Annotated in this window: 17 protein-coding genes; 11 read left to right on the plus strand and 6 right to left on the minus strand. The window is 60.2% G+C overall.

The annotated features are described in order from the left end of the window. Positions 1–11 precede the first annotated feature (11 nt). The 7 genes from purS (at position 12) to GOB81_RS09695 (ending at position 4,767) form a co-directional block, all read left to right on the plus strand. The gene (purS, locus tag GOB81_RS09665) at positions 12–254 is read left to right on the plus strand and encodes a phosphoribosylformylglycinamidine synthase subunit PurS (protein ID WP_173570326.1); all 243 of its coding nucleotides are present in this window, start codon (positions 12–14) and stop codon (positions 252–254) included. Next, positions 251–652 carry a Rap1a/Tai family immunity protein gene (locus GOB81_RS09670; protein ID WP_173570217.1) on the plus strand — a complete coding sequence of 134 codons (402 nt, stop codon included), beginning with the start codon at positions 251–253 and terminating at the stop codon, positions 650–652. Before purS ends, GOB81_RS09670 begins: the two co-directional genes overlap by 4 nt. Next, complete coding sequence (gene purQ / locus GOB81_RS09675; RefSeq protein ID WP_173570218.1) at positions 649–1,350, plus strand: phosphoribosylformylglycinamidine synthase subunit PurQ; 702 nt, start codon at positions 649–651, stop codon at positions 1,348–1,350. The genes GOB81_RS09670 and purQ overlap by 4 nt, the downstream gene beginning before the upstream one ends. Then, entirely contained in the window at positions 1,347–3,557 is a 2,211-nt protein-coding gene (purL, locus tag GOB81_RS09680; RefSeq protein ID WP_173570219.1) for a phosphoribosylformylglycinamidine synthase subunit PurL, read from the plus strand. The genes purQ and purL overlap by 4 nt, the downstream gene beginning before the upstream one ends. A gap of 48 nt (positions 3,558–3,605) precedes the next feature. Further along, the gene (locus tag GOB81_RS09685; protein WP_173570220.1) at positions 3,606–3,836 is read left to right on the plus strand and encodes a BolA family protein; all 231 of its coding nucleotides are present in this window, start codon (positions 3,606–3,608) and stop codon (positions 3,834–3,836) included. A gap of 77 nt (positions 3,837–3,913) precedes the next feature. Next, positions 3,914–4,252, plus strand: a complete 339-nt coding sequence (gene grxD, locus GOB81_RS09690) for a Grx4 family monothiol glutaredoxin (protein ID WP_173570221.1) — start codon at positions 3,914–3,916, stop codon at positions 4,250–4,252. 206 nt (positions 4,253–4,458) lie between these two features. Beyond that, the gene (locus GOB81_RS09695; protein ID WP_242010171.1) at positions 4,459–4,767 is read left to right on the plus strand and encodes a hypothetical protein; all 309 of its coding nucleotides are present in this window, start codon (positions 4,459–4,461) and stop codon (positions 4,765–4,767) included. A 67-nt stretch (positions 4,768–4,834) separates the two neighbouring features. On the opposite strand, the gene GOB81_RS09700 is transcribed toward GOB81_RS09695, so the two are convergent. Further along, on the minus strand, positions 4,835–5,224 hold the full coding sequence (locus tag GOB81_RS09700; protein ID WP_173570223.1) for a YraN family protein: 390 nt from the start codon (positions 5,222–5,224) through the stop codon (positions 4,835–4,837). A gap of 78 nt (positions 5,225–5,302) precedes the next feature. On the opposite strand from GOB81_RS09700, the gene GOB81_RS09705 reads away from it, so the two are divergent. From GOB81_RS09705 to trmB, 4 genes are all read left to right on the plus strand, one after another. After that, on the plus strand, positions 5,303–6,703 hold the full coding sequence (locus GOB81_RS09705) for a phospholipase D-like domain-containing protein (RefSeq protein ID WP_173570327.1): 1,401 nt from the start codon (positions 5,303–5,305) through the stop codon (positions 6,701–6,703). A 149-nt stretch (positions 6,704–6,852) separates the two neighbouring features. Then, complete coding sequence (dapB, locus tag GOB81_RS09710; RefSeq protein ID WP_173570224.1) at positions 6,853–7,659, plus strand: 4-hydroxy-tetrahydrodipicolinate reductase; 807 nt, start codon at positions 6,853–6,855, stop codon at positions 7,657–7,659. Positions 7,660–7,808: 149 nt separating this feature from the next. Further along, positions 7,809–8,996: a methionine adenosyltransferase gene (metK, locus tag GOB81_RS09715; protein WP_173570225.1), complete on the plus strand. Its 1,188-nt coding sequence runs from the start codon at positions 7,809–7,811 to the stop codon at positions 8,994–8,996. An 11-nt stretch (positions 8,997–9,007) separates the two neighbouring features. Next, positions 9,008–9,763: a tRNA (guanine(46)-N(7))-methyltransferase TrmB gene (gene trmB, locus GOB81_RS09720; protein ID WP_173570226.1), complete on the plus strand. Its 756-nt coding sequence runs from the start codon at positions 9,008–9,010 to the stop codon at positions 9,761–9,763. 167 nt (positions 9,764–9,930) lie between these two features. Here trmB and GOB81_RS09725 read toward each other — a convergent pair whose 3' ends face one another. The 5 genes from GOB81_RS09725 to aroQ form a co-directional block, all read right to left on the minus strand. Further along, on the minus strand, positions 9,931–10,671 hold the full coding sequence (locus GOB81_RS09725; RefSeq protein ID WP_173570227.1) for a hypothetical protein: 741 nt from the start codon (positions 10,669–10,671) through the stop codon (positions 9,931–9,933). 122 nt (positions 10,672–10,793) lie between these two features. Next, positions 10,794–12,374, minus strand: a complete 1,581-nt coding sequence (gene purH, locus GOB81_RS09730) for a bifunctional phosphoribosylaminoimidazolecarboxamide formyltransferase/IMP cyclohydrolase (protein WP_173570228.1) — start codon at positions 12,372–12,374, stop codon at positions 10,794–10,796. 190 nt (positions 12,375–12,564) lie between these two features. Continuing rightward, the gene (gene accC / locus GOB81_RS09735) at positions 12,565–13,908 is read right to left on the minus strand and encodes an acetyl-CoA carboxylase biotin carboxylase subunit (protein ID WP_173570328.1); all 1,344 of its coding nucleotides are present in this window, start codon (positions 13,906–13,908) and stop codon (positions 12,565–12,567) included. After that, positions 13,908–14,363, minus strand: a complete 456-nt coding sequence (gene accB, locus GOB81_RS09740) for an acetyl-CoA carboxylase biotin carboxyl carrier protein (RefSeq protein WP_173570229.1) — start codon at positions 14,361–14,363, stop codon at positions 13,908–13,910. The genes accC and accB overlap by 1 nt, the downstream gene beginning before the upstream one ends. After that, positions 14,360–14,815, minus strand: a complete 456-nt coding sequence (gene aroQ / locus GOB81_RS09745) for a type II 3-dehydroquinate dehydratase (RefSeq protein ID WP_173570230.1) — start codon at positions 14,813–14,815, stop codon at positions 14,360–14,362. Before aroQ ends, accB begins: the two co-directional genes overlap by 4 nt. Positions 14,816–14,883 lie beyond the last annotated feature (68 nt).

Consider the following 14,883-nt stretch of genomic DNA (forward strand, 5'->3'; position numbering starts at 1 on the left):
CGGAGGACGGTATGAAGGTTCGCGTGACGGTGTCTTTGAAGGAAGGTGTGCTTGACCCACAGGGTAAAGCCATCGGCCATGCCCTCCACGTTCTGGACTTCCCGGAAGTGAAGGAAGTTCGCGTCGGCAAGGTGATCGAACTGGATGTGGACGGCAGCGATGCCGCGCAGGTCGAAGCCCGCGCAACGGAGATGGCGAAACAGCTTCTCGCCAACGAAGTGATCGAAGACTTTGCTGTGGAGGTGGTGAAATGAACCGTTTTTCCGTTCTCTCTGCCTTTCTCCTCGTCGGGCTGGGTCTCTGCTCATCGGAAGTTGCGATGGCGCAGCGCATCTCCCCGATGACGGCTGGAAGCTTCGGCCGCATCTGCACACGCCCTGCTGGCGCGCAGATCTGTGACGCCTACATTTCGGGTCTCGCCGATGCGGGCGCGCTTGCGAAGATCAATGACCGCAATGAAGGCGATGCCAATGCCCCCGCCGGCTTCTGCGTGCCCCAGACGGAAACCGGTGTTTCCATGCGCGGCAAGGTTATCTCCTGGTTGAAGGCGCACAAGGATGCGTTGCAGAAGCCGGTTGGTGAGTCGGTATTCATGGCGCTGCATGATGCCTATCCGTGCGCAGCATCCAAGCCTGCGGAACAGAAGAAATGAAAACCGGTATCGTCGTTTTTCCGGGGACCAACCGGGAGCGCGACATGGCGATCGCCCTGAAGGCGGTCACCGGTCATGCTCCCAAAATCCTCTGGCACCGGGACACCGAACTTCCCGATCTTGATCTTGTCGTGCTGCCCGGCGGCTTCAGTTATGGCGATTATCTTCGCTGTGGCGCGATGGCCGCGCACTCTCCGATCATGCGGGCAATCCGTGCATTCGCTGAAAAGGGTGGTCACATCCTTGGCGTCTGCAACGGCTTCCAGATCCTGACGGAAACCGGCCTGCTTCCCGGCGCGCTTCTGCGGAATGCGGGGCTGCGTTTCCTGTCGCAGGACTGCCACCTCCGCGTCGAGAACGCTGAAACGCCGTTCACGCGCCGCTGGAAGAAAGGTGACGTGTTCCGTACACCACTCGCCCACGGTGACGGCAACTATGTTGCGGACGCCGAAACCCTGAAGACACTTCAGAGCGAAAACCGCGTGGCGTTCCGCTATGTCGCGCCGAACGGCACGGTTGACGCGGCTGACCGCGACAGCAACCCGAACGGCAGCCTCGACGCCATCGCTGGTATCCTGAGCGCCAATTCGCGCATTTGCGGCATGATGCCGCATCCGGAAGACCTCGTTGATCCGCTCATGGGTGGTGAAGACGGCAAGCCCCTGTTCGACAGTCTGGTGGAGGCGCTGGTCCGATGAGCAGCAAGCAGAAAGCGGTCAACGCCGATCTGGCACGCGAATTCGGCCTGTCCGCCGAGGAATATGATCGCGTCCTCGCTATCATGGGCCGTACGCCGAGCTTTACGGAACTGGGTGTGTTTTCGGTCATGTGGTCCGAGCACTGTTCCTACAAGTCATCCCGCAAATGGCTCCGCACCCTGCCAACCACAGCGCCGTGGGTTATCCACGGTCCCGGCGAGAATGCTGGTGTGGTTGATATCGGTCAGGGACTGGCCGCCATCTTCAAGATGGAAAGCCATAACCACCCGTCCTTCATCGAGCCCTATCAGGGCGCGGCCACTGGCGTCGGCGGCATCCTGCGTGACGTGTTCACCATGGGTGCGCGCCCGGTCGCTAACCTGAACGCTCTGCGTTTCGGGGCGCCGGAAACGCCCCGCACGCGCCAGATCGTGGACGGTGTGGTCCGTGGTGTCGGCGGTTATGGCAACTGCGTCGGTGTGCCGACAGTAGGCGGCGAGGTGAACTTCCACCTGGCCTATGACGGCAATCCGCTGGTCAACGCCATGACGGTTGGTGTCGCCCGTCAGGACAAGATCTTCCTGTCAGCAGCGGCAGGTATCGGCAATCCGGTGGTGTATGTTGGCTCCAAGACGGGGCGCGATGGCATCCACGGTGCGACCATGTCCTCCGCCGAATTCGATGAGAACGCACTGGCAAAGCGCCCAACCGTTCAGGTCGGCGACCCGTTCGTTGAGAAGCTGCTGATCGAGGCGTGCCTCGAACTGATGGCGACCGACGCAATCGTCGCCATTCAGGACATGGGCGCTGCCGGTCTGACCTCCTCTTCCGTTGAAATGGCGGGCAAGGGCGGCGTTGGCATCGACCTTGACCTCGATGCCGTGCCACAGCGCGAGCCGGGCATGACGGCCTATGAGATGATGCTCTCCGAGAGTCAGGAGCGCATGCTCATCGTCATCAAGCCGGAACGCACTGAAGTGGCCCGCGCGATCTTTGAGAAGTGGGAACTGGATTTTGCGGTGATCGGTCATCTGACCGAGACTGGCAATATCGTCGTGCGTCACAAAGGGCAGATCGAAGCCGATATTCCGCTCGACCCGCTTGCGGAACAGGCACCGATCTACGACCGTCCGATCGCACCGTTGCCAGCACCGGAGCCGGTTGGTGATATCCACGATCCGATCGGTCTGGAGCAGACACTGGTTCGCCTGATCGGCAGTCCGGACCTCGCCTCCCGCGCATGGATCTGGAACCAGTATGACAGCACCGTCGGCGGTCAGACCGTGCGTCGTCCGGGTGGCGCGGATGCGGCCATCGTCAAGGTCGAGGATACGTCCATCGGTCTGGCGCTGACGACGGACTGCACGCCGCGTTACTGTCACGCCAACCCTAGGAAGGGTGGTGCGCAGGCTGTTGCCGAAGCATGGCGGAACATCACGGCGACCGGCGCGAAGCCGCTGGCGGTGACGGACAATCTGAACTTCGGCAATCCCGAGAAGCCGGAAATCATGGCGCAGTTTGTCGGCGCCATTGAAGGTATCGGCGACGCCTGCCGTGCGCTCGATTTCCCGATCGTGAGTGGCAACGTCTCGCTCTACAATGAGACACGCAATCCCGATGGCACAAAGTCGGCCATCCTGCCGACGCCGGCCATTGGTGGTCTAGGCGTGTTTGATGACGTGACGAAGAACGTCGGCCTCGGTATGCCTGAAAACGGCACGCTGATCCTCGTTGGCGAAACGAAGGGCCATCTCGGCCAGTCGATCTGGCTGCGCGAGATTCTCGGCCGCGAAACGGGTGACGCTCCGGATGTCGATCTGGTGGCCGAGCGCCGCAATGGCGATTTTGTCCGCGCCCGGATTGCCTCTGGTGAGGTGAAAGCCTGCCATGACGTTTCAGATGGTGGCATTCTGGTAGCCGTTGCTGAAATGGTTATGGGGACTGGCCATGGCTGCACGCTGGATACGCCGCAATCCGGTATGCGCCCGGAGGCGTTCTGGTTCGGGGAGGATCAGGCGCGTTATCTGGTCGCGGTCGAAGGTGACGGCAAGGACTTCCTGTCGGCTGCGGAAAAAGCTGGCGTTCCGGCGCGGTTTGCTGCGGAAATCGGTGGGGATGCTCTGGTTCTGCCCAGTGGGGCAAGACTTTCGGCAGCGCGCCTGACGACGGCACATGGGGCGTTCTTCCCGGATCTGATGGATCGCTAAGCGGCGCGTTTCATCAGCTTCGAAAAACAGAATCAAAGGAGAACGGTCATGGCGATGAGTGCGACAGATATCGAGGCCTACATCCTCAAGGCGTTTCCTGACGCAAAAGTGACCATCGACGATCTGGCCGGTGATGGCGACCATTACGCCTGCACTGTCGTCAGTGAAGCGTTTCGTGGATTGCCTCGCGTGAAGCAGCACAAACTGGTCTATAATGCACTTGAAGGGCATATGGGCGGGACACTTCATGCGCTTGCGCTCAAGACGTCCACACCCTGAGGTTCTGAACTTCTGAATGAAATCGGACGGTTTCTGCCCGATGGCGGGGACTATCCGGAAACCGGAGTAAGCAACAGATGTCTACCACCCCCGTTGGTCCGCGCATTCAGGCGCTCGTAGAAGAAAATCCTGTCGTGCTGTTCATGAAGGGGACGCCGGACTTCCCGCAGTGCGGTTTCTCCGCTCGTGTCGTGCAGGTGCTGAATCACCTTGGAGTGCCTTTCAAGGCCGAGAACGTGCTGGCTGACCCCGAAATGCGCGACGGCATCAAGATCTTCTCTGACTGGCCGACCATCCCGCAGCTTTACGTCAACGGTGAGTTCCTCGGTGGCTGCGACATCGTGATGGAAATGGCTCAGTCCGGCGAGCTTCAGACGCTTCTCAAGGAAAAGGGAATCGTCAGCGCAGCAGTGTGATCAGAAGAGGGCGTGGAGACTATTGTGTTCTCCACGTCCTCTTTTTATTCAGGTTTTGTTCTCGTAGCCCCCGCCGATGCTCCCCTCATTCCCATATAAAATTGGAAATGATTCGGTAATTCCCCTTGGTTAGAGGGGAAGACAGGGTTGTCGGGCTGAGACAATGACGTATACTTGGCATGCAAAATGATGAAATGAGAGTGGCAATGATCAGAACGATGATGCGGAAACTGACGCTTATTACGGCAGGTCTTTCTGCAGTCGTTGCTGTTGCGGCCGTGACCCCGGCCCATGCGGAACGCATTATTTCTGATTCCGAAGCCAGCAGGCTGACACTGGAATCCCTCACGGCGGTTCCGGCCTACCACCCGCCAGTTCGGCATTATGCCATGGCACGTAAGCATGTTGTCCTTGCAAGCCGCGCCCATGCCGGAACGCAGCCTTCCATTCATCTCGTGTCGTTTCATATGGTGAAGAAAGCAGGCCACGCAGTTCACACCCGTCGCCGCACCTGATTACTGCTCTTAGCAGTTGTGTCGAAGCCCGTCTGATTTCTGTCAGGCGGGTTTTTTTATGATCTGCTCAGGATTGCCAGAAGACATCCCTGATGCGCCGAGCCGTATTCGAGGCATCCACGACGATGACATCGAAGGCCACGGAATCGTAGTCCCACTGCGGATGAGAGGCGAGCAGTAGTTCGGCTCCATTCATGATGCGGATGCGCTGGCGTTCGCTGATGGACTGGACAGCCAGCGTATGGGTCTGGCGCTTCTTCACTTCAATAAAACTAAGGCGACCATCCTTCAGGGCAACGAGGTCGATCTCACCGGCTGGAGTGCGGGCTCTCCGCAAGAGAATGGTCCAGCCGTGGGAAAGAAGAGCCTGTTCGGCCACACTTTCCGCATTCACGCCACTTTGCCAGGCTATGCGTCCGCGTTCGCTTCGTGAGGCCAGATGGGAAGTTCTCTGCATTTTCCAGAATAGTGGCCCATAAGGTAAGCATTTGATGAAGATCCACAGGAGAATGGACCACTGTTCACACCCGTGACCATGCTGTTTGACGGGCTGTTTGCCTGTCACGTCGTCCTCGCGATCCTGGCGACAGGTCATATCCTGCTCACCAAGCAGGATACGTCCGCGTCGATCGGGTGGATCGGAACCGTATGTCTCGCGCCGTTTTTCGGTGTCTGCCTTTATCTCATGTTCGGCATCAATCGGGTCCGCCGTCTTGCCCGTAAACTTGTCCAGACCCGCGCTCCGCAAGACGAAACCGCACCGGTGGTGCGCTGGGGAGAGGCGGTGGACGGAGCGTTCAGGCCGCTTTCCGAGATGGTCAGAAAAATCAGTGGTCGACCTCTCCTTGGGGGAAACACGGTCGAGCCGCTGATCGATGGAGAAAACGCTTACCCCATCATGCTGGCAGCCATTCATGCGGCTGAGAAAAGCGTGATGCTGTCCTCCTATATTTTCAGAAAGGACAGGACGGGGGCGCTTTTCATTGATGCACTCATAGCCGCGCATCAGCGAGGTGTTGCGGTGCGTGTACTGCTTGATGGAGTAGGAACCGGCTATTTCTACTGTCCGGCGGCCAAAACGATGCGTGCTGCCGGTGTTCCGAGCGAGCGTTTCCTGCATTCCTTGCTGCCCTGGCGTATGCCGTTCATCAATCTGCGCAATCATCGCAAGATTCTGGTCACGGACGGAGAGACCGGCTTTATCGGCGGCCTGAATATCGGCGACGAAAATCGTTCTTTCATCAGCATCGATAAACGTGTCGGCGACATGCACTTCCGGGTGTGCGGACCTGTCGTCAGGCAACTGGCCGAGGCTTTCGCGTGGGACTGGTCGTTCACCTGCGGGGAAGAACTGGCAGGCCCCACATGGTTTCCGCCTCTCACCATGAAGGGTGGTGAAGTCCTGCGCGTTGTCACGGCGGGACCGGATACGGATCTGGAAAAGATCGAATACACACTTCTGCAGGCCATTACGCTGGCCCGGCAGACAATCAGGATCATGACGCCGTATTTCATGCCGGGCACGCGCATCCTGTCCGAACTGGCGCTGGCGGCACTGCGAGGTGTGCAGGTGGAACTCGTCATTCCTGCGCGCAGTAATCACCGCGTCATGGACTGGGCAGGCCGTGACGATCTCCGGCCATTGCTGGATGCGGGTTGCCGCGTTTGGTCCAGCGGGCCGCCCTTCAATCATGCGAAGCTGATGGTAGTGGACAGGCAGTGGACGTTTATCGGCAGTTCAAATCTCGACGCCAGAAGTCTGCGGCTCAACTTCGAGATCAACGTGGAAAGTTATGGCGCGGCATTCGCCAGCCAGATTGACGACTTCATCCTCGGTCATCGAAAGCACCGTCTGACCCACCATACTCTTGATGAGCGCAGCCTCCCGATCAGATTGCGTGATGCGACAGCTCGGCTTTTCTCGCCTTATCTCTGACGTCGCCTTTCGGGCAGCGGCGGCAACATTGAACTGCATTGCCAAACCGCGTAGGGGAGGCCCCAATTGTGCCCGGACAAAGATGTGTCGTAATGCGATGTATCGGGTTGCCGGGATCATTCCTCTGCCTGTGCCGGGAGTATGCCACGATGTCTTCCCATTCTTTGCGCGTCGGAATCGCCGGACTGTCCGGCCGAATGGGGCAGATGCTGGTGCGCAGCGTCCTTGATGCAGGATGTCGGGTCACAGGGGGCATCTGTCGTGATCCGGGCGAAAACGGCCTCAGCATGAACGAACTGACCCGCGAAGGGGCAATCACCCTCTGCGCGGACATGACGCAGCTTGCGACTATGTCCGACGTGGTCATCGATTTCACGCATGTTTCCACCGTCATCCCTCATGCGGAGGCGCTGAAGGATACCGGGACTCCGTGGATTCTCGGGACGACGGGCCTGTCTGAAACGGACCAGAAAGCCGTGGCCGTGGCTGCGCAGAGCATTCCTGTGGTGCAGGCGGCGAATTTCTCGGCCGGCGTGACGCTGGTGTTGCGGCTGGCGCGTGAAATGGGAGCGGCACTTTCAGCAGAGCGTTTCGACGCGGAGATCGTCGAGATGCATCATCGCCAGAAGGTCGATGCGCCGTCGGGCACGGCGCTGGCCATCGGCGAGGCCGTCGCCAAGGGCCGGGACGTGACATTCGCCGATGTGCGTACGCCCGCCCGCGAAGGCCAGTGCGGCGCCCGTAAAACCGGCGAAATCGGGTTTGCCGCGTTGCGAGGTGGTCAGATCGTCGGTGAGCACACCGTGCTGTTTACATCCGCCACCGAGCAGATCGCACTCAGTCACCGTGCATTTGATCGCCGTGTTTTCGCCGATGGCGCCGTGCAGGCTGCTGAATGGTCGGCAGGCAAAACAGCGGGTCTTTACAACATGGAAGACGTGCTCGGACTCACCTGAGCAGTGATCGGCAGGATGATGAATGGCGGTATCCCGGGTCTTGGTGCTTGACCGCGCCTTCATCCTCCGCCAAACGACAATCCTTATTCCTGTAGGGCTTTCGCGGGATTGCGAGAGTCTCACCCTAGCGCGAGGCAGTCGGCACAATCATGCTAAAGCACGGCGAGTTCCTGTTTACCTCGGAATCGGTGTCTGAAGGCCACCCCGACAAAGTGGCGGACCGGATCAGCGATACGGTTCTGGACGCTTATCTTACGGCTGATCCTGAAGCCCGCGTTGCCTGCGAAACGCTGGTGACGACCAATCGTGTCATTCTTGCGGGCGAAGTCCGTGGTCCGGCTTCCGTGACCTCTGACAGTCTGATCGAAGCCACACGGGAAGCAATCCGTGACATCGGTTACGATCAGGCAGGCTTCTCCTGGAAGAACGCCGAGATCAGCAACTATCTCCATGCGCAGTCCGCCGACATCGCCGTCGGCGTCGACAGCGCTGGCGAGAAGGACGAGGGCGCGGGCGATCAGGGCATCATGTTTGGTTTCGCCACGAATGAAACCGACAGCCTGATGCCGGCTCCGCTTTACTACTCGCACAAAATCCTCAAGACGATGCGCGATCTGCGTCGTGCGGATGACGCGCGTGCGAAAGGGCTTGAGCCCGACGCGAAAAGCCAGGTCACGCTGCGTTACCTCAACGGCAAGCCGGTCGAAGCCACGTCCGTCGTCATCTCCACGCAGCATAGCGAGGGCATGAGCCAGGACGCAATCCGTGAGGAACTGCACGCCATCGTCAAGGACGTGCTGCCGGAAGGCTGGATGCCAGCCGACAAGGAATTCTACGTAAACCCGACCGGTATCTTCGTGATCGGTGGTCCGGACGGCGATGCCGGTCTGACAGGCCGCAAGATCATCGTGGACACCTACGGCGGTGCGGCTCCGCATGGCGGGGGCGCATTCTCCGGCAAGGATCCGACAAAGGTTGACCGGTCCGCAGCCTACGCCGCCCGCTATCTGGCGAAGAACGTTGTTGCCGCGGGCCTTGCTGACCGCTGCACCCTCCAGCTCTCCTACGCCATCGGCGTGTCCCACCCGCTGTCCGTTTATGTCGATCTCGACGGCACGGGCAAGGATGTGGACGAAGCAAAGCTGGGCAACGTTCTGCGCGAGGTGATGAACCTTTCACCGCGCGGTATTCGTCAGCACCTGCGCCTGAACCGTCCGATCTATACCGAGACGTCGGCTTATGGTCACTTCGGTCGCACGCCGGATGAGGCCCGTGACACGTTCCCTTGGGAGCGCACGGATCTCGTCGACGCGCTGCGTAACGCCTTCAACCGCTGAAGGTCTGGGTTATGAGTTCGGATGTTGACGAACGCGGTGCGGTTACGCCGCAGGACGGCAACGACAAGGCTTCTCACTCCCTGAAGCCGCCGGCTCAGCGCCTTTACGGGCGCCAGCGGGGACACCCGCTGCGCGTCCGTCAGCAGCGTCTTGTGGATGAGGCGCTGCCCCGTATCCGGTTCCCCGAAGAAAAGATCCCGGCCCCCCTGACGGCGTTCTCCCCTCAGCCGGAACAGTTGTGGCTGGAGGTCGGTTTTGGAGGCGGCGAGCACGTTCTTGCACAGACCGCATTGCACCCTTCCGTCGGCTATATCGCCTCGGAAGTGTTTGAGAACGGCCTGTGCTCCCTGCTGGCCCCTCTATTTCCTTCGGGCGAGGAAACCACGTCCCCCGTGCCGCCTCTTCTTCGGATCTGGAACGATGACGCACGTCTTCTGCTGCAGAAATTGCCGGAAGCGTCACTCGACCGGATGTTCCTGATGTTTCCTGACCCGTGGCCCAAGGCGCGGCACGTCAAGAGACGTTTCGTCCATCCGGGAAATCTGCCTCTCGTAGCCCGTGTTCTGAAACCGGGAGCCGTCTGGCGTGTTGCCAGCGACGACCCGACTTATCAGGCATGGGTCAAAGAGGTCATGGGATCACAGGACTTTTTCACGGCACCCCCACCGGCGCTGGAACGTCCCGAAGGCTGGCCGCCCACACGCTATGAGGCAAAAGCGCTCAGGGCCGGGCGTGTGCCGATGTACTGGACATTCGTTCGTAAATAGAAGAACTGCCGGAAGATCATGCTGCTTTTATCAGGCAGGCACCGCTCTTCCGTGTCCATTGTTCAGAACAACGCTCGGGAGTGGGGCACGCTTGTGCTTCTTCCTCGCGAACGACGATTTTTGAAGAGGCTCGGGATAAATCCCTGAGCCTCTTTTTTTTATCGCTGTCAGTGTGTTTCGGCGGATTTGATGATGTCATACCCCGGCGACCCCGGCGGCGGTCCGGCTGGGGGCAAATCATCGGCTGTTACTGAAATCACCTGCTGTGCGTCAGGGCCGACCTGATGCGCGTTGAGGGCGGTGCCATAAACTCCCGATGCACCCGGTCCTGCCGCGTACAGCATGCTACCCGGCTTCAGCCATGCAGAGATTCGCGCGGCATCGCGCAGCGGAACGCGCACAACCGTCTTGTCCCGCAGAATGGCGCCGACCAGGGCGCCCTGAATATTGTACAGCGGATAAGCGATCTCACCGTGAACCACGATGTCCGGTCCGGCCACCATTTCGGGAGAATGCTGCGGCATGGAGATGCCGGAGTCCTCGGAGCGGTTGCCTCTGGGACCGTTCAGGGAGAAGGCACGGATGATCGGCAGAGTTTTGCCCTTCAGGCCTGTGCCTGAGATTTTTTCACCCGGCTTGACGATCTTCGGCACATCCCAGGACAGATCCTGCGAAACCAGGACTTCCGTTCCGTCCGTCAGAAGCAATCCTGTCACGCCCCCGCCCGAAGAAGGGATGTACTGCGCAACCGTTCCAGTGAACGGCGGCAATATCGACAGGTCATAGACCGAAGTATTTTTCTGGCTCTGCTGGCTGGAAGAAACTTGCGGGGCGGCAGAAGAAGGTGACGCCGCCAGCACTGCGGTCGAGCCGAGCGCAATGACTGCGAGGCGAGAAAAATGACGCATGTCTGATCCAATCGTTGTCCGCCTCTTCCGCCGAGAGGCGGGGACGGAACATCACGGAACTCAAAGAGAAGCCCGGATTGCGCCACGACTGACGCCTCCGGACAAGTCTTCCCGTATGCGGATCAGTGTCGGAAGTGACGCATACCAGTCAGGACCATGGCAATTCCGGCCTTGTCGGCAGCCGCAATCACCTCATCGTCGCGAATGGACCCGCCCGGCTGGATAACAGCTGTCGCCCCCGCAGCAACAATGGTTTCCAGTCCATCGGCGAAGGGGAAGAAGGCGTCAGAAGCGGCCACGCTGCCTCGCGTCAGGGGCTCGCTCTGGCCCAATGCCTTCGCGGCCTCAAGGCTCTTGCTGACAGCGATCCGGGCGGAATCGACGCGGCTCATCTGGCCTGCACCAACACCGACGGTCGCACCGCCCTTGGCATAGACAATGGCGTTCGACTTCACATGCTTGGCGACACGGAAGGCGAAGATCAGATCCCGCATTTCCTCGGCACTGGGAGCGCGCTTCGTCACCACCTTGAGGGCGCTTTCCTCAACGCGTCCATTGTCGCGCGTCTGGGCCAGAAAGCCGCCCGCGAGGGAGCGCACGATCACGCCACCTGCCGTCGGGTCGGGCAACGCACCCGTCAGGAGCAGCCGCAGATTCTTCTTGCGAGCCAGAACCGCCTGAGCGCCTTCGGTCGCATCGGGCGCGACGATGACTTCGGTGAAGATGGTGGCGATCTTCACGGCTGTTTCCTCGTCCAGTGTGCCGTTCAGGGCGACGATGCCGCCAAAAGCCGACACGGGATCGCAGCGCAGAGCATGATCCCATGCGCTGCTGAGGTTCGTCGCCGTGGCAACACCGCAGGGATTGGCATGCTTGACGATCACGACGGCCGGATCGGTGAACTCGGCGACAGCTTCGAACGCGGCATCGGTATCGTTGAGATTGTTATAGGAGAGCGACTTACCCTGCACCTGACGGGCGGTGGCCACGCCGGGGCGCGTAGTGCCGTCCGTATAGAAAGCGGCCTGCTGATGGGGGTTTTCACCGTAGCGCAGGACTTCCCGGCGCAGACCGGCCAGCGTGAAACGCTCAGGGAACGTCTCGTGGCGTTCTTTCGCAAACCATGCGGCGATGGCAGAGTCGTATGCTGCCGTGCGGGCATAGGCTGCACCGGCAAGAGCGCGTCGCGCTTCAAGAGACGTGCCACCAGATTGCAGCGCTTCAATGATGGCGCCGTACTGGTCCGTGCTGGTCAGCACCACAACATGTCCGTGGTTCTTCGCAGCCGCACGAATCAGGGCTGGGCCGCCGATGTCGATGTTCTCGATGCAGTCGTCAGCCGCGGCACCGGACGCGACGGTGGCCTCGAACGGGTAGAGATTGACAGCGACCAGATCGATCGGTGCGATCTGATGCTCTTTCATCTGTGCCACATGAGCTGGCAGGTCTCGTCGACCGAGGATGCCGCCATGAATCTGCGGCACGAGGGTTTTGACGCGCCCATCCAGGATTTCCGGAAAGCCCGTGTGATCAGAGACTTCCACCACGGCGATGCCCGCTTCACGCAGGGCCTTCGCTGAACCACCGGTGGAGAGGATCTCGGCACCCTGAGCGGCAAGGGCACGACCCAGTTCGATCAGTCCCGTCTTGTCGGAGACGGAAAGCAGGGCGCGCTTTACAGGCAGCAGGGTAGTCTGGCTCATCGGGGTCGAGTCTTTCGCGAAAGAGGCCATGAAAACGACAGGGGGTGCCGTTGGCGGCGTGCTTAGCCAAACGGAGGCCCGCTGGCAACCTGAAGAGCTTCAGGATGGCGGAAAACCGCCAGAAAATGGAATATCACGGCTCTCCTTCCTGTACTTTTGCAGAAGGTTGGAAGGAGAGCCGTGGGGTGGATTACTTTCCGCGAGCTGTAAAGTTTTCCAGCCAGTGGATGGTGTAATCGCCCTTCCGGAACTCCGGATCGGCAAGGATGCGACGGTGTAGCGGTGCGACCGTCTTCACGCCTTCGATCACCAGTTCATCCAGCGCACGGCTCATGCGGGCGATGGCAGCCTCGCGGGTCGGCGCATGCACGATCAGTTTGGCGATCATGCTGTCATAGTAGGGAGGCACGCGGTATCCGGCATAGACCGCACTGTCGATCCGTACGCCAAGGCCGCCCGGCGGATGGTACACCGTCACCGTGCCGGGGCTCGGGATGAATGTATCCGGGTCCTCGGCATTGATACGGCATTCAATGGCGTGCCCGGAGAAGGTGATGTCCTTCTGCGTGTAGCCAAGAGATTCGCCTGCCGCGATACGGATCTGCTCGCGAACGAGATCCACGTCGCAGACCATTTCAGTCACTGGATGCTCGACCTGAAGACGTGTGTTCATCTCGATGAAGCAGAACTGGCCGTCCTGATACAGGAATTCGAGCGTGCCCGCGTTCCGGTAGCCCATTTTGGAGAGAGCCGCCGTTGCCGTCGCGCCGATCTCGTCACGTTGTTCCGTTGTCAGGGCAGGGGAGCCTGCCTCTTCCAGCAGTTTCTGGTGACGACGCTGAAGCGAGCAGTCGCGTTCCCCGAAATGAACGACATTTCCATGCATGTCACCAAGGATCTGCAATTCGATATGGCGCGGACGATCGAGGTATTTTTCGAGATAGACCGCATCGTTGCCGAACGCCGCCAGTGATTCCGTGCGCGCCACGCTCCACGCTTCCGCGAGGTCGGCCTTTGTTTCCGCGACTTTCATGCCGCGTCCACCGCCACCGGCTGCCGCCTTGATCAGAACCGGGTAGCCAACACGATCCGCGACTTCATAAGCCTCTTCAATGCTGGTCAGTTCGCCGTCCGAGCCGGGCACCAGAGGAACGCCGAGCGCCTCCATCGTGGTCTTGGCGCTGATCTTGTCTCCCATCGTGCGGATATGTTCCGCCGTCGGGCCGATGAAGACGAGGCCGTGAGCTTCGACGGTTTCCGCGAAGTCAGCGTTCTCGGAAAGAAAACCGTAGCCGGGATGGATCGCTTCCGCGCCCGTGATCGTGGCGGCTGAGAGGATTGCCGCCACGTTCAGATACGATTCGCGCGCAGCAGGCGGACCGATGCACACCGCCTCGTCCGCGAGGCGTACATGCATGGCGTCGGCGTCGGCTGTGGAATGAACCGCGACCGTGCGGATGCCCAGTTCACGGCAGGCCCGCAGGACACGAAGGGCAATTTCGCCGCGATTGGCGATGAGGATCTTGGAAAACATCATTCAATGATGACGAGAGGCTGGCCGAATTCAACCGGATCGCCGGACGCGATGAGGATCTGTTTGATCGTGCCGCCCTTCGTTGCCTTGATCTGGTTGAAGGTCTTCATGGCTTCGATCAGCATGAGGGTCTGACCCACGCTGATCGTCTGGCCTTCCGTGATGAACGGCGGAGAAGACGGGTCCGGAGCAAGGTAGGCCACGCCGACCATCGGGCTGTTGACCGCGCCGGGATGCTTTGACAGATCGGCGGGAGCCGCTGCGACCGGCGTGGCGGCAGGAGTCGAGACCACAGGTGCGGCGATTGTTTGGACAGGGGCCGCCACGGTAGTGCCAGCGCGGACGACGCGGATACGGCTGTCCTTTTCGGCGACCTCGATTTCCGTCAGTCCCGTTTCGGTCAGGATATCAGCGAGTGCCCGTATGGCATCTGCGTCTACGAGCAGTCGGCTCATTGCGTTTCCTCGTTCATGATGATGTCTGTCATGGCCTGCAGGGCGAGGGCATAGCCCTGAACGCCCAGACCACAGATGACGCCCACGGCCGCCTTTGACACATAAGAGTGGTGCCGGAACGGCTCGCGTCTGTGGATGTTGGAGATATGCACTTCGATCACCGGCAGATCGACCGCCAGCAGCGCGTCGAGAAGAGCGACGGAAGTATGTGTGTATCCGGCAGGGTTGATGATGATGCCCTGCGCTCGCCCCCGGCACTCCTGCACCCAGGAAATCAGTTCACCTTCGCCGTTGGTCTGGCGGAAATCGATGCCGACATCCAGCTTCTCGGCAACCTGCGCGCAGAGCTGTTCGACGTCATCCAGCGTGGTGCGGCCGTACACTTCCGGCTGCCGCAAGCCGAGCATGTTCAGGTTGGGGCCGTTGAGAATGGCGATGAGGGGACTTTCCATGATTGCGCGCCGTTAGCACGACCCTTCTTCGGCTCCAAGTGTTTGCAGTGAATTCCATTGGATGCGCT

This window comes from Acetobacter conturbans (assembly GCF_011516755.1).
GTDB lineage: Bacteria > Pseudomonadota > Alphaproteobacteria > Acetobacterales > Acetobacteraceae > Acetobacter > Acetobacter conturbans.

Excerpts from the sequence above, each read along its gene's own strand:
- grxD (WP_173570221.1), top strand. The coding sequence starts at position 3,914 with ATGTCTACCACCCCCGTTGGTCCGCGCATTCAGGCGCTCGTAGAAGAA.
- purQ (WP_173570218.1), top strand. The coding sequence starts at position 649 with ATGAAAACCGGTATCGTCGTTTTTCCGGGGACCAACCGGGAGCGCGAC.
- accC (WP_173570328.1), bottom strand. The coding sequence starts at position 13,908 with ATGTTTTCCAAGATCCTCATCGCCAATCGCGGCGAAATTGCCCTTCGT.
- purL (WP_173570219.1), top strand. The coding sequence starts at position 1,347 with ATGAGCAGCAAGCAGAAAGCGGTCAACGCCGATCTGGCACGCGAATTC.
- purS (WP_173570326.1), top strand. The coding sequence starts at position 12 with ATGAAGGTTCGCGTGACGGTGTCTTTGAAGGAAGGTGTGCTTGACCCA.
- accB (WP_173570229.1), bottom strand. The coding sequence starts at position 14,363 with ATGAGCCGACTGCTCGTAGACGCAGATGCCATACGGGCACTCGCTGAT.
- GOB81_RS09700 (WP_173570223.1), bottom strand. The coding sequence starts at position 5,224 with ATGCAGAGAACTTCCCATCTGGCCTCACGAAGCGAACGCGGACGCATA.
- purH (WP_173570228.1), bottom strand. The coding sequence starts at position 12,374 with ATGAGCCAGACTACCCTGCTGCCTGTAAAGCGCGCCCTGCTTTCCGTC.
- GOB81_RS09705 (WP_173570327.1), top strand. The coding sequence starts at position 5,303 with ATGCTGTTTGACGGGCTGTTTGCCTGTCACGTCGTCCTCGCGATCCTG.
- GOB81_RS09685 (WP_173570220.1), top strand. The coding sequence starts at position 3,606 with ATGGCGATGAGTGCGACAGATATCGAGGCCTACATCCTCAAGGCGTTT.
- aroQ (WP_173570230.1), bottom strand. The coding sequence starts at position 14,815 with ATGGAAAGTCCCCTCATCGCCATTCTCAACGGCCCCAACCTGAACATG.
- GOB81_RS09725 (WP_173570227.1), bottom strand. The coding sequence starts at position 10,671 with ATGCGTCATTTTTCTCGCCTCGCAGTCATTGCGCTCGGCTCGACCGCA.
- metK (WP_173570225.1), top strand. The coding sequence starts at position 7,809 with ATGCTAAAGCACGGCGAGTTCCTGTTTACCTCGGAATCGGTGTCTGAA.
- trmB (WP_173570226.1), top strand. The coding sequence starts at position 9,008 with ATGAGTTCGGATGTTGACGAACGCGGTGCGGTTACGCCGCAGGACGGC.
- GOB81_RS09670 (WP_173570217.1), top strand. The coding sequence starts at position 251 with ATGAACCGTTTTTCCGTTCTCTCTGCCTTTCTCCTCGTCGGGCTGGGT.
- dapB (WP_173570224.1), top strand. The coding sequence starts at position 6,853 with ATGTCTTCCCATTCTTTGCGCGTCGGAATCGCCGGACTGTCCGGCCGA.
- GOB81_RS09695 (WP_242010171.1), top strand. The coding sequence starts at position 4,459 with ATGATCAGAACGATGATGCGGAAACTGACGCTTATTACGGCAGGTCTT.